The 13,329-nt window shown below is 67.3% G+C and carries 12 protein-coding genes; 5 read left to right on the forward strand and 7 right to left on the reverse strand.

Annotation, left to right across the window (positions count from 1 at the left end):
* Positions 1-10: 10 nt before the first annotated feature.
* The 3 genes from VK92_RS41940 to VK92_RS20930 form a co-directional block, all read right to left on the reverse strand.
* A complete protein-coding gene (locus VK92_RS41940) occupies positions 11-169 on the reverse strand; it encodes a hypothetical protein (RefSeq protein ID WP_231616468.1) in 159 nt (52 codons plus the stop codon).
* 8 nt (positions 170-177) lie between these two features.
* Positions 178-1,284 carry an ATP-binding protein gene (locus tag VK92_RS20925; RefSeq protein ID WP_021158777.1) on the reverse strand — a complete coding sequence of 369 codons (1,107 nt, stop codon included), beginning with the start codon at positions 1,282-1,284 and terminating at the stop codon, positions 178-180.
* A 562-nt stretch (positions 1,285-1,846) separates the two neighbouring features.
* Positions 1,847-2,821, reverse strand: coding sequence for an NAD(P)H-dependent flavin oxidoreductase (locus VK92_RS20930; RefSeq protein ID WP_048024644.1), 975 nt, complete (start codon positions 2,819-2,821; stop codon positions 1,847-1,849).
* Positions 2,822-3,155: 334 nt separating this feature from the next.
* On the opposite strand from VK92_RS20930, the gene VK92_RS20935 reads away from it, so the two are divergent.
* The 4 genes from VK92_RS20935 (at position 3,156) to pal (ending at position 7,265) form a co-directional block, all read left to right on the forward strand.
* The gene (locus tag VK92_RS20935) at positions 3,156-4,148 is read left to right on the forward strand and encodes a GlxA family transcriptional regulator (RefSeq protein ID WP_048024642.1); all 993 of its coding nucleotides are present in this window, start codon (positions 3,156-3,158) and stop codon (positions 4,146-4,148) included.
* A 93-nt stretch (positions 4,149-4,241) separates the two neighbouring features.
* A complete protein-coding gene (locus tag VK92_RS20940; RefSeq protein ID WP_231600635.1) occupies positions 4,242-4,913 on the forward strand; it encodes a hypothetical protein in 672 nt (223 codons plus the stop codon).
* Between the two features lie 279 nt (positions 4,914-5,192).
* Complete coding sequence (locus VK92_RS20945; RefSeq protein ID WP_048024640.1) at positions 5,193-6,389, forward strand: porin; 1,197 nt, start codon at positions 5,193-5,195, stop codon at positions 6,387-6,389.
* A 384-nt stretch (positions 6,390-6,773) separates the two neighbouring features.
* Entirely contained in the window at positions 6,774-7,265 is a 492-nt protein-coding gene (gene pal, locus VK92_RS20950; protein WP_042974287.1) for a peptidoglycan-associated lipoprotein Pal, read from the forward strand.
* A gap of 150 nt (positions 7,266-7,415) precedes the next feature.
* Here pal and VK92_RS20955 read toward each other — a convergent pair whose 3' ends face one another.
* Complete coding sequence (locus tag VK92_RS20955; RefSeq protein ID WP_048024638.1) at positions 7,416-7,880, reverse strand: hypothetical protein; 465 nt, start codon at positions 7,878-7,880, stop codon at positions 7,416-7,418.
* Positions 7,881-8,083: 203 nt separating this feature from the next.
* Here VK92_RS20955 and VK92_RS42540 point away from each other — a divergent pair, with 203 nt between their 5' ends.
* Positions 8,084-8,248, forward strand: a complete 165-nt coding sequence (locus tag VK92_RS42540; protein WP_165580347.1) for a hypothetical protein — start codon at positions 8,084-8,086, stop codon at positions 8,246-8,248.
* Positions 8,249-8,337: 89 nt separating this feature from the next.
* Here the strand turns inward: VK92_RS42540 and VK92_RS20960 are convergent, their stop codons facing one another.
* Genes VK92_RS20960 through VK92_RS20970 form a run of 3 tightly spaced genes read right to left on the reverse strand, consistent with a single transcriptional unit; the run spans position 8,338 to position 13,174 of the window.
* Complete coding sequence (locus VK92_RS20960; RefSeq protein WP_048024637.1) at positions 8,338-9,597, reverse strand: cytochrome c; 1,260 nt, start codon at positions 9,595-9,597, stop codon at positions 8,338-8,340.
* Positions 9,594-10,301, reverse strand: a complete 708-nt coding sequence (locus tag VK92_RS20965; RefSeq protein ID WP_048024635.1) for a (2Fe-2S)-binding protein — start codon at positions 10,299-10,301, stop codon at positions 9,594-9,596. Before VK92_RS20965 ends, VK92_RS20960 begins: the two co-directional genes overlap by 4 nt.
* Positions 10,298-13,174, reverse strand: a complete 2,877-nt coding sequence (locus tag VK92_RS20970; RefSeq protein ID WP_048024633.1) for a xanthine dehydrogenase family protein molybdopterin-binding subunit — start codon at positions 13,172-13,174, stop codon at positions 10,298-10,300. Before VK92_RS20970 ends, VK92_RS20965 begins: the two co-directional genes overlap by 4 nt.
* Between the last annotated feature and the right edge of the window lie 155 nt (positions 13,175-13,329).

Consider the following 13,329-nt stretch of genomic DNA (forward strand, 5'->3'; position numbering starts at 1 on the left):
GCGGCGCCTGTCAGTCGAAGTCGATGCATACGGAGGCGCCGGACGCGATGCAGCCCGACCTGCCCTTGTCGATCTCTACGCCCTTTTCGCCCTTTTTGCCGTGCTCGCGGCACGCATCGGGCGCACGACGTCCCGGCCCGCGCATGCCGCCGCGATCGGTCGTACTCATGTTGCGCATCACGGCAGACGGTGGCGTGCCGCGTAATACGCGCGCCAATGCGCCCCTTCGCGCCGGGCGGCCTTCTGTTCGAAATAGCGGCGCAGCTTCGCGCGATCGTCGGCGTTGTCCTTGACCACGGTGCCGGCGATGCAGTCGACGAGATCCTGCGGCGACCCTTCGCGCTGCTCGAGAAACCATGCGCGCACGCCGACCGCATGCGCGACGTTCACTGCTTCGGCCGTCGACATCACCGCCGTCAGCCGGTCCATCGCGCCGTCGCTGCCCGCCGCATCGCCGGCCCCGCCGCGCAAATCGCGAAACGTGGTGACCAGCAGTTCCAGCACCGGCTGCGGCACGGCCGCCGGAATGCCGCTGCCGGCCAGCAGGCGCGCGCTGGCTTCGCGCACGAGCGCGAGTTCGCTGTCGAAGTCGAGAATCGGAAACACGGTTTCGAAATCGAAGCGCCGCTTGAGCGCCGCGCTCATCTCGTTCACGCCACGGTCGCGCGTGTTCGCGGTCGCGATGATGTTGAAGCCCTCGCGCGCGTACAGCATCCCGTGTTCGCCGTGCAGTTCGGGCACGGCCATCACGCGATCCGACAGCATGCCGAGCAGGCAGTCCTGCACTTCCAGCGGCGCGCGCGTGATTTCCTCGAAGCGCACGATCCGGCCGTCGTGCATGCCCTGGTACAGCGGCGCGGGCACGAGCGCGCGCGGGCTCGGCCCTTCGTTGATCAGCAACGCGTAGTTCCAGCCGTACTTGATCTGGTCTTCGGTGATCGATGCGCCGCCCTGGATCGTCAGCGTCGACGTGCCGCTGATCGCGGCCGCCAGCAGCTCGGACAGCATCGATTTCGCGGTGCCCGGCTCGCCGACCAGCATCAGCCCGCGCCCGGTGGCGAGCGTGACGAGCATGCGCTCGATGCTCGCGATCGGCGCGACCACCTTCGGCGCGATGCCGAGCGAGCGATCGCCGGCAATGAATGCGCGGGCGGCCGTCAGACTCAGTTGCCAGCCCGGCGGGCGTGGTTGGGCGCCATCCTGCGCCTTCAGCTGCGCGAGCTGATCGGCATACAGGACTTCAGCGGGCGGACGCTGCAATGCATGCGGTTGAGACGGAGCCATGTCTGCTTCTTCTTGTCTTGTATTCGCGGTCGGGCTCGAAGCCCTCGGAGCGCGAATTATATCGCCGCGCGCAAGATCGCGATCCGTCGATGACGGTATTTGTCATCTCATGGGCCGATCGCCGGAGCGGGCGCCGGCTTGCGATGCGTCGAGCCGGGGAGAAACCGCATCGGGCTCACGTGGCGCAACGCGGTGGCGTCGGCCGGGCCGGAATCCGGATGATGTCCGGGGGCACTGCCCGAAGGGAAAGCGGAATCGGGCAACCCGGGTTACCCGATCCTTAAAAGGGGAAGTCATTGAACTCACGAGCACCCGGCCGGCGTGAAGTGATTCAGTTCACGACGGACAGGGTGCTCGAGTCCGGTCGCGCCGCGAGGCGACTGGAACCGACGACGCGACAGACTCTACATCGACAAAGCGGCCACCAACCGCACGCTTTCGACCATCGCCGCGGTCGCCCGGTTGGCCCTCGTCGACCACATCCCGCACGAATCCTCGCCGGCATCGCGCCGGCGACGATTAGTCGGCGACGGCGGGTGGCATCCCGCGTCGCCAATCCGGATCAAACCGCGATACGTGCCAGGCGGCTGCGGATGATCTCCGTCGCCTCGCTCACGATGCGCTCGACGAGTTCCTTCACGGTCGGGATATCGCGGATCAGGCCGACGACCAGGCCGCACGACCACGCGCCCGCGTCGAGCGCGCCCTCCTTCATGATGCGCGGATACACGCCGGCGACTTCTTCGGCGATATCGTCGAACCGGATGCCGGCGCCGAGCCTGCTTTCCTTTTCGAGAATGCGATCGACCGCGGCATTGCGCAGCACGCGCTCGGTATTGCGCAACGGGCGCATGACCAGGCGCGTATCCAGCTCGGAGGCCGCGACCAGCGCCTGCTTCACGTTCTCGTGCACCGGCGCCTCGCGGGTGGCGACGAAGCGCGTTCCCATGTTGATGCCGTCCGCGCCGAGCGAAAGTGCCGCAACCAGCGACCGGCCGTCAGCCATGCCGCCGGAGGCCACGAACGGGATCCTGAGTTCTTCGGCGGCGCGTGGCAGCAGAATGAAGTTCGGAATGTCGTCCTCGCCAGGGTGGCCGCCGCATTCGAATCCGTCGACGCTGACCGCATCGCAGCCGATGGACTCGGCCTTCAGCGCGTGGCGAATCGACGTGCACTTGTGGATCACCTTGATGTGCGCTTCCTTGAGCGCGGCCAGGTAGGGCTGCGGGTTGTTGCCGGCCGTTTCGACGACCTTGACCCCGCCTTCGACGATGGCCCGGATGTAGCCGGGATAGTCGGGGGACGTGACGGTCGGCAGGAACGTGAGGTTCACGCCGAACGGCTTGTCGGTCATTTCGCGGCAACGCCGGATTTCAGCGGCCAGATCGGCCGGCGATCGCTGGGTCAGGCCGGTGATGATGCCGAGTCCGCCGGCGTTGGAGACTGCTGCGGCCAGCTCCGCGTACCCGACATGGTGCATGCCGCCCTGGATGATCGGATAGTCGATGCCGAAAAGTTCGGTGATCCTGGTTTTCATGATGTTTGCGGTTCAGGTTGAGACGAAAGCGCCTTCGCATGCAGGGCACGCTGCGGCCCCGACGCGCGTCACCGCGCGGCTGAATCGGCGGTGCGAAGCCGACGGAACTCCACGCTGCCGGGCAACGGAGGCGCCTGCAGCTACCCGGGGGCGGCCACATTGTCCTTCTCGTGGCCCGGACGGCACACGATACTGCGTCCCCCGCGCTGCCGGCCGCATGGCGATCCTGTCGCTGCGCGCCAATTGGCGCGAGGTTGACACGACCAGTTTCCTCTCGGGCCGAACTGCCGTACATTGGCGAAACTGACACATCGAATGCGATATCCGACACATCATGCCCCGCGCCGCCATTCTTGCGTATGACGATTGCTACGCTTCCAGCCTGGGCGGGTTCGCCGACATCCTGCAGATCGCGAACGCGCACTGGCGGCGACAAAGGGGCGATGGCAATGCGCAGTTCGAATGGCGGTTCGTTTCTCCGACGGGGAAGCCGGTCATGGCGAGCAACGGCTTGCAACTGAACACGGAGCCGATCCGGCCGCGCGAGAAGTTCGACCTGGTTTTCATTCCCAGTGCACATTACGCGAGCGGCAAGGCCTTCGACCGGTTGCTGGCACGACAGTCGGCCGCATGCGACTGGCTGGTTTCGCAATGGAACGCGGGGGCCTATCTTGCGGCGAACTGCACCGGCACGTTCGTCCTGGCCAGAACCGGCCTCCTGGACGAACGGCCCGCGACGACCACATGGTGGCTGGCCGATCAGTTCCGCAGCCGGTTTCCCCGCGTCGACCTTCAGCTGGAACCCGTCGTCACCGAAGCCGACCGCCTGATCTGTGCCGGAGCATCGGCGTCCTACCTGCTGCAGACCATCCATGTCATCGAGCGCTTCTGCGGGGCGGCCATCGCCGCGCAGTGCGCGAAGACGATGCTGATCGACGTCAGCCAGACGAAGCAATTGCCGTATCTCCCGTTGCTGGCAGACAAGGAACACGCCGACTCGCTGGTTCACCGCGCGCAGTATTGGCTGCAGAAGAACATGACGAAGGACGTGAAGATGTCGGAGATGGCGCATGAGCTCGGCGTGAGCGAGCGCACGATCATCCGCCGGTTCCGCGCGGCGCTGAATCAGCCGCCGTTGCGGTATTTGCAGAACCTGCGCATCGAAGCCGCGCGCGGCTTGCTGGAGGCCGGCGATCTCAGCCTCGAGCGGATTACGGCCCAGGTGGGATACAGCGATACCAGCTCGTTCTGCCGACTGTTCAAGGACAAGGTCGGCCTCAGCCCCGGCGCATACCGCGATCGCTTTCGCCCCGCGGGGGAATCGTAGACAACCCGACGTGAGCGCGCCGGCACGATTCACGACCCGTTCGGTTACGATTGCCCGATCGCGCCCACGATCGAAGCGGTCGAGCCCGATGAAATGCAGCGGCGTCATACGGCGCTGCTGTCCAGCGGTCAGCAGACAACCCGAACGGCGCGCCGCGCGCGCCGTTCGATCACCCCGACCTTCGCGATGCACTATCACCCCGACGACATCTACCGGCTCTACCGGAGCGTGCCGACGCTGCTGCTGAACCGCCCGGCGCCGGCCGAACGGTTCCTGGCCGCTGTTGTCGAGACCGGCGCCGAACTCGGCCATGTGCTGCGCGACTATCCGCAGGTCCGCTACCAGCCGCTCGACTTCCACTACCTGTGCCAGCAAAGCCTGTCCGTGCTGGACGACACGCTGCTCGCCGACCTCACGGACGACATGAACGTGGGATGGCGCGGCGCGCACTGGGCCGCGCTGTTGATCGCGTTATCGGGCGATGCGCGCCATCTGCCGCACCTCGACGAAGTCAGGCGCCACCGCGGCGTCGAGTGGGCGGCCGAGCTTGCGGAAGCCGCGTCCGGCCCCGACGCCGGGTCGTCGGCATTCCGTGGCTGCCGGTCGATCGTGCGCCTGCGCGATCAGCTTGCCGCGTTGCCGCGCGTCGCGGTCCGCTTGCGGCCCTGGCTCTCGCCGGAAGCACTCGAAGCCAGGGCGATCGCCGTTCGTGCCGCGTATCGCGGCGGTGGCATCGAAGCCGCGCTGCCGGTTGCCCGCCGCTAGGCTCCCCATCGGCCATCGCCCGACGGACGATCACGCGATGGTCAACTGAATCACCTGACCTCGCCCTTGAGCCCTTGAGCCCATCGCAAACCCGGCGACGGTTTTCCCGCCGAACCGCCCCCTCCCCGCCTTCGTCCGCCGCGATTCCACGCGATTTCGCAGAGGACCTTTCCTGTGCAACGCCTTAATCGACCGGCGCGCGATCTCCAATAATGGCCGCTCGATCCGCCGGCCGCCGCGCCGGTAAAACGATAAAAAACTCCTTTGCATTCCTACAAGATGAACAAACACGCCAGCACTCGACTCGCGGGGACCGCCATTGCCACCTGCCTGACCGCCTTCGCGTCGGAGGGCGCACACGCGCAGAGCAGCGTGACGCTGTACGGCCTGATCGACACGTCGATCACCTACGCGACCAACCAGCGCACGCACGGCGCCGGCTCGCCGGGCAGCGGCGCCGTCGCGATGACGAGCGGCGCCCTGAACGCGTCGCGCTGGGGGTTGCGCGGCCGCGAGGATCTCGGCGGCGGGATGGCCGCGATCTTCGGGCTCGAGAATGGTTTCTCGGGCACCACCGGCGCGCTGTCGCAGAAAGGCGTCGACATGTTCGGCCGCCAGGCATGGGTCGGCGTCAGCTCGAAGACGGCCGGCGAGCTCACGTTCGGCCGCCAGTACGACCTGATCCTCGATTTCGTCACGCCGCTCGGCGCGTCCGGCCCCGGCTGGGGCGGCAACCTCGCGGTTCATCCGTACGACAACGACGATTCGAACCGCAACCTCCGCATCAACCAGGCGGTGAAGTACACGAGCCCGACGTATCGCGGGCTGAGGTTCGGCGCGATGTACGGGTTCTCGAACACGGCCGGCCAGTTCGCCAACAACGCGGCGTGGAGCGCGGGCGTGTCGTACGCGAACGGGCCGCTGAAGCTCGGCGCCGGTTACCTGAAGATCAGCCGCGACCGCAATGCGCCGAACCCGAACGGTGCGCTCAGCACGGTCGACGGCTCGGCGACGATCACGGGCGGCAACCAGCAGATCTGGGCCGCGGCGGGCCGTTATGCGTTCGGGCCGCATTCGGTCGGCGCCGCGTGGTCGCACTCGACCACCGACGGCGTGACGGGCGTGCTCCAGGGCAGCGGCATCGCGCCGTTGAAGGGAGAATCGCTGGTGTTCGACAATTTCTCGGTCGACGGGCGCTTCGCAGTCACGCGTGCGTTGAGCCTCTCGGCCGCGTACACGTACACGATGGGCCGCTTCGACACGCGCACCGGCCAGACGCGGCCGAAATGGAACCAGGTCGTCGCGCAAGCCGACTATGCGCTGTCGAAGCGCACGGATGCGTATCTCGAGGGGGTCTACCAGAGCGTGAGCGGCGGCAACGGCAACCCCGTGTTCAACGCGACCGTCTGGACGCTGACGCCGTCGGCGAACAGCAACCAGGTCGTCGTCGCACTGGGGCTGCGGCACAAGTTCTGAAGACGAAGCACGGCGTTGCCACGCCGTCCGCGCAACGCATGCGTTTCGGCACGGCTCGACGTCATGCTCCGAGCCGCAAGGGCCGTGCCCGTGCGCGGCCTTTGCGCAGTGGCATCGCGCCGCGTGACGGCACGAATGCCGCCCGGTCTGTGGCGTCGACGCAAAAAAATGCGGAGAAACTGGTCACGCTGTGACATTTTTCCTAATCTGTTTGCAGCGACGCCGAGATTTGGCGTTCCGGCCGCAACACTCTTTCATATGGCGCACCACCGGCTTACGAACATGATTCACGTCGTAGGTGCCGGATCTTTCGCGCCGTTCGGCCGGATACGGGCGTGTCGATCGCCCCACGCGTTCAATGCAGTCAACCGCTGGAGACGAACGATGAGCAAAACGAACCGATTTGCGGTCCTGACAACCGTCGTACTGCTGGCCGGTTGCCACCATGCGGCCAAGACACCCGAGAATGCCGGCATGGAGCCCGCGCCCTCGAGCGAAGCCGTCGCAACGGTGACGGCCGACGAGCTCAACAATCCGAACAGCCCGCTCGCGAAGCGCAGCATCTACTTCGATTTCGACCAGTACTCCGTCAAGCCCGAATACCAGTCGCTGCTGCAGGCACACGCCGACTACCTGCGCAGCCATCCGGCGCGGCACGTGCTGATCCAGGGCAACACCGACGAACGCGGCACGTCCGAATACAACCTCGCGCTCGGCCAACGCCGTTCGCAGGCCGTGATGAGCGCGCTCGAAACGCTCGGTGTGCAAGCCACGCAACTCGAGGCGGTCAGCCTCGGCAAGGAAAAGCCGGTCGCGCTCGGCCACGACGAGGATTCGTGGGCACAGAACCGCCGAGCGGATCTCGTCTATCGTTGATCCCGGGCCGCCGTGACGGCGGCATTCGCTTCAGGAACGGCATGGCAGCCCGCTGGTCGCGCAAGCGGCCGCGCGGTGCCGCCCCTGCCCGCATGCCCGCCCCATGCATGCGATCGGCGCGAAGGCGACCGATCGCGCAACGCTTCGCGCTCAACGCCGGCGATCGAGCCGGCGATGCAGCCAGTACGACATCACGGCCGACGTCACGATCGCATCGAGCGTGGCGATCGCGTCGATGTCGCTGAACTGGTCGATTTTCATCAGGTAATCCTCGAGTTCGACGAAACCGATCATCGCACCGGCGCCGACGACCATCCCCAGCAGCACGAACCAGCGCCGCCGGAGCCGCGTGCCGATTACGCCCATGATGCCGCCGGTCACGGCCGCCGGCAGGAAGTAGCCGAACAGGAACGACGCGAAGAAGATCAGCGGAACCATGCCGGCACTGACTTTCAGTGCCTCCCACGACGGGCCGTCGATCAACGACCACCCGACCAGCATCACGGCCGGCCAGACGAGCGATGCGACCAGCGGGCCGCCGACCGCAAACGACAAGCAGCCGAGCACGGCGGGACGGAACGGACGCGACGACGGACGTTCAGCGGTGGCACTCATGTTTTTCGTGGTCGGAACAGGAATGGCGGCGTGCCGCAGTGTATCAACACGCCGTGCGACGACGCCGATCCGCCCCCCTCGCATTCGACGATCCGCAAAACGCATGGAATAAACGGCCCGCCCGAAACGTTTCTTCAGCGCGCAGACGCACGGTTCACGCGAACCGGCCTTTCCCGCGGCCTGCGCGTTGCAAGGAGGTGAAAATGAGATCTGCAACCTTGGCCGCGGCGCTGATCGCGGCGCTGGTGCTCGTACTGTCGGCAGGATGTACGTCGGGCGGCGGCGCGCCGCAAGGGCCGGGCATGAGCCGGTACGGCGGCAGTGGCGCGGGAGGTGCGGGCGGTGGCGGAGGAGGCAGCGGCTACTGAAGAACCGCCGCGAGCAGTCGGGCGACGCGTCGCGCACGAGCACCGGAAACCGGCTGAATCGCGCGCGACGCCCCGCCCGGCGGCACGACTTAACGCATGGCCTTCACGTCGGCCGGCGTGACGCTCGCGGGTTGGCCGCCCCACGTCGCACGCAGGTAGTTCGCGAGCTGCGCGAGTTCGTCGTCGCTCAGCGTGTGCGCGAAACCGGGCATCGGCTGCAGGTTCTCGAACCCGGCGAACTTCTGCTCGCCGATGCCGTCGAGCATCGCGACCAGCAGGTTGCGCGGGTCGCCCTGGCGCACCGTCGAATTGCCGTTCATCGGCACCGCCACGTGCGGCTTGCCTTCGCCGTTGAAACCGTGACACCCCGCGCAGACCGCGAGATACACCGAGCGGCCGGCCGCGAGCTGCGCGGCGTCGGCCGACACCGGCTTCACCGGTTGCGGCGCGGGCGGCGTGTCGCCCAGCAGGTACACGGACAACGCACGCAGGTCGTCCTTCGTCATGTACTGCGTGCTCAGGTGCACGACCGGGTACATCTCGCCGAACGCCGAGCCTTGCGGCGCGATGCCGACGCCGAAGAACGTCTGCAGGTCGGCGCCCGTCCAGCCGCGCGCGGCAAGGCCGGCCGGCGTGATGTCGGGCGCGGCCACGCGACCGAGCGCCGCGCCCGCGAACGGTTTCGCGCTGTCGAGCTGGCCCGTGAACGCGCGCGGCGTGTGGCATTCCGCGCAGTGGCCGAGCGCACCCGCCAGGTAGCGGCCGCGCTGCCAGTCGGCGGACTGGCCGGCCGAGGCATCGGGCAGGTTGTCCTTCAGGAACACCATGTCCCAGAAGACCATCCCGAAACGCAGGTTGTACGGGAACTTCAGCTCGTGCTCGCGGTTTTCCTGCGCGACCGGCCTGACGGTCTTCAGGTACGCGTACATCGCGTCGGAATCGGCACGCGTGAGCTGCCGGTACGACGTGTACGGCATCGACGGATACAGGCGCTTGCCCGGCGCCTTGCCGTCATGCAGCGCGGCGTAGAAATCGTCCGCGCTCCAGTTGCCGATCCCGTGATCCTTGTCCGGCGTGATGTTCGAGCCGTAGAACGTGCCGAACGGCGATTCGAGGGGCGCGCCGCCGGCGAACGGCGCGCCGTCCTTCGCGGTGTGGCACGCGGCGCAATCGGCGGCCTTGACGAGATAGCGGCCGCGCGCGACCGGGTCGGCACCGGGCGCGCCGGAAGCGGCGTTCGAGGCCGGGGCGTCGTGGCCGCCGCAAGCGGCAAGCAGCAGCGCGCAAGCCGCCGCGAGCGCCGGGAGGCCCGCAGCCCGCGCGACACGATGAGCGAATGTGCGTTTCATGCGGCGTCCTTCACGAGTCCCGGCGTCGTCAGCACCACGTCCTTGACGGCTTCGTAGTAGCGGACATAGCCCGTGCAGCGGCAGAGGTGCGCATCGAGCGCCTCGGTGATCGTGCGCTCGACGTCGGCCTTCGCAACCGGTTCGCGCTTCAGGCGTTCGATCAGCACGGTCGCCGCGTTGACGAAACCCGGCGTGCAATAGCCGCACTGGAAGCTGAAGTGCTCGAGGAACTTCTGCTGGATCGGCGACAGCTCGACCACTTCGCCCGCTTCGTTGCGCTTCGCGTGGCCTTCGATCGTGCGGATCGTGCGGCCGTGGAAGAAATGCGCGCCGGTGATGCAGGTGCGTATTTCCTCGCTCGTGCCGTCCGGCTTGTCGACGATCACGACGCACGCGTGGCAGATGCCCTGCCCGCAGCCGAGCCGCGACCCGGTGAGGCCCGCGTATTCGTGCAGGAACTCGATCATCATCAGCCCTTCCGGCACCTGCATCGGGCCGACGGACTTGCCGTTGATGTTGATCGACAGCGGTTTCGACTGGAACCGGACGAGCGGACGCTCGACGGCGGCCGGAGCCGATGCCGGTACGGCCGGGGCCGAGGCCGGTGCAGAGTCCGGTACGGCCGAAGCCTGGGCCGGTGCGGAAGCGCCGGTCGCAGCGGCGCTGGCGCTCGCGGCCGAAGCCGCGGTTTGGGCGGTCGTCATGCGAGCACCTCCTGAATCTTTTGCGGGGTCACCGGCAGGTCGGTGAAACGATGGCCGATCGCGTGCGCGATGCCGTTCACGATCGCGCCGACGACGGGGATCATCACCACTTCGGCGACGCCCTTCGGCGGATCGGTCTCGGACAGCGGCGGCAGCACGTCGCCCGTCTGCGTCCAGACGGCGACGTCGGATGCGCGCGGCAGCTGGTAACGGTTGAAGTTCCACGTGCCGTTGCCGGGGCCGTCTTCATACAGCGGCAGGTATTCGTGCAACGCGTGGCCGATACCCATCGCGAGACCGCCCTGCAACTGGCCCGACACGAGCTGCGGCGAAATCTGGTTGCCGCATTCCATGATCGAGTGATGCGTGAGCAGCTCGACCTTGCCGGTCGCTTCATGCACGGCCAGCTCGACCAGCGTGCCGACCGCCGTGTAGTACGTGACGGCCGCGTTGTTGCGGCTCGTCGGCGGGATGAACACGCGCTTGCGGTCCAGCACGCGGTAGCCGTTCGCGGTCGGCGCCAGCGTGCCGCGCATCGCGGTCGCGCCGGCAGGCGCGGCGGTGCCGGGCACCGGGCCGTTGTCGCCCGTCTTCGGTGCGCCGACGCGCAGCGACAGCCCGTCGATCGGCAAACGATCGACCACGCCGCCCACTTCGAACTCGGCGTCGGTCCACTGCCAGCGGTTGAACACGTGCACGACGGCGCCGGTCGGCAGGCCGAGCGCATGCGCCTGCTTCGCGAGCTGTTCGAACGACAGCGGCTCGAGACCGTCGGCGGTCAGCTTGCCGTCGACCCAGCGCGCGTCCTCGATGCGGATCGTGTACGGCGCGGCCTGGCCGCCGCCGAGGCCGCGCGTCCAGATCGACATCGCCGCCGGCCACAGGCCGTAGCGGAACACCGCGCGCGCGGCTTCGCGCGTGCTGTGCGTGAAGTAGTACGCGGAGTTCGTCGCGCTCGACGGCGACGCGTAGCTCGGCGACCAGCGCGGGTTCGCGCTCAGGCGATCCTGGTCGGCCTGCGACATGATGTACGGATCGCCGCTGGTCTCGACCGGCAGGTCCGGCCACTCGGTCACGGCGACCTGCACGTCCGTCGCCGGACGGCCGAGCCACTTCACGACGGCCACGGCCTGCGACGTCGACATCCCGGTGCCGATCTCGGCAGCCGTGTGGCGCAGCGACACCTTGCCGTTCTCGTCGAATTCGACCTTCGCGAACGACGCTTCCGCGCCCGTGCCGAAGTCCTTCTGCACGCACGCGAAGCCGACCCCGTAGCGCTTGCCCGGGTTCGCCGCCTCGTATTCGGCCTTGCGCGCGGCGCGGCGCGTCCACAGCGGATGCTGCCTCGAACGCTCGAGCACCTCGTCGACGCGCAGCGCGCCGGCGGGAATCGCCCCTTGCGTGTTCTTCATCCCCGAACGCAGCGCGTTGCGCAGGCGGAAATCGATCGGGTCGATGTTCAGCTGCGCGGCGATCTCGTCGACCGCCATCTCGGTCGCCGCCATGCTCTGCAGCGTGCCGTAGCCGCGCGCGGAGCCGGCATCGATCGCGCGCGATGCAATCGCCACGGCCGCGAGGTCGCTCTTCGGGAAGTAGTAGATCGATTGCGCAGCCGTCGCGCCGACCATCGCGACCGACGGCGAGAAGTTCGAGCGCCCGCCGCCGTTCGCCTCGAAGTCGCCCTTGAACGACTGCAGCAGGCCGGTGTTGCGGTCCACGGCGATCCGGTAATGCATCTTGAACGCGTGACGCTTCAGCGAAGTCTGGAACTGCTCGTAGCGGTCGTTCGCGAAACGCACCGGGCGGCCGTCCGCGTACAGCGCGCAGACGAGGCCGTAGAACGGCACGTTGAAGTGATCCTTCGAGCCGTAGCCGACCGTGTAGCACGGATGCACGAACAGCTTCTTCACCGGGAAGCGGCATTTCGCGACCATCGCGGCCGCGTTCTCCGCCACTTCGAGCGGCGACTGGGTCGGCACGACGAGGTGCAGCGACTGCGTCGCGGCGTCGTACCAGCAGTTCGCGTTGTCGGGTTCGAGCGCGGCCGTGTCGACCGACTGCGTGCTGTATTCGCGGTCGAACACGAGCCAGTCGGCCGACGGATGGTCGAGCTCGCTCGCGATCTGCCCGGCGAGGAACATGCCCTGCTCGTCGAGCTTGCCGTGCTCCTTGCCGTCCGGCCACACCGGCAGGTGCTTGCGCATCATGCTCGGAAAGATCGGCGCGTCCTTCAGGCTCGAATAGACATCGTCGTCGTAGGCCGTCTTGCCGCCCACGCGCACGTAGCGGAAGGTGCCCCACGGATCGCGCTCGAGCGGGCCCGTGACCGCGCCGTAGCGGATCACGTCGTCGCGGAACTTGAGCGCGTTCTTCGCGAAGCGGAAGCGCGCGAAGTCGTGATAGATGAGGATCGCGACCGCATGGCCGAGATACGCGGGCGTCTTGCCGGCGGGCAGCAGCATGTCGTCGCCGTAGAACGCCGGGAACGCGACGCCGTCGCGCACGAGATCGTCGGCCGTGACCACGCGGTCCGGTTTCAGCTCGTCGCCCAGCAGCGAAAGGTCGAAGCCTTCGTACGTGCGGTCGGCCTGCGTGACGCGCAGGATCAGCGCATGAGACTGCTGCTGCGGCCAGTGCGGCATGTCGGCTGCGCGCACGTCACGGGCGAACACTTTCGAGCCCGTGACCTTCGCGATGCCGTCGATGCGGAATTGGGGGATGCCGGTGACGCTATCCCATTTGACGGGGGTGAGGAGTTTTTCTTCGAAGAGCGCCGCGAACGCGCGGCTGCCCAGGGGCGCGACATACACTGCGACGCCCGCCAGCACGCTGGCTTTCAGAAAACCCCGCCGTGACAGGCCGTGGTTTTTCATTGGGGGGAACCTCCTGATACGGCTCGGACGGCGATCGGATGTCGCGACGTTCGGAGCGGCGCGCATTCTGGCATTGTTTTTGATATATCGCCTATAGTATTTCCCGCATGAAATACTTATTGAATTTCTTATAACGGTGTTCAGCCGGGCTGCGA

This window comes from Burkholderia sp. LK4 (genome assembly GCF_001043615.1).
In the GTDB taxonomy this organism is placed as follows: domain Bacteria; phylum Pseudomonadota; class Gammaproteobacteria; order Burkholderiales; family Burkholderiaceae; genus Burkholderia; species Burkholderia cepacia.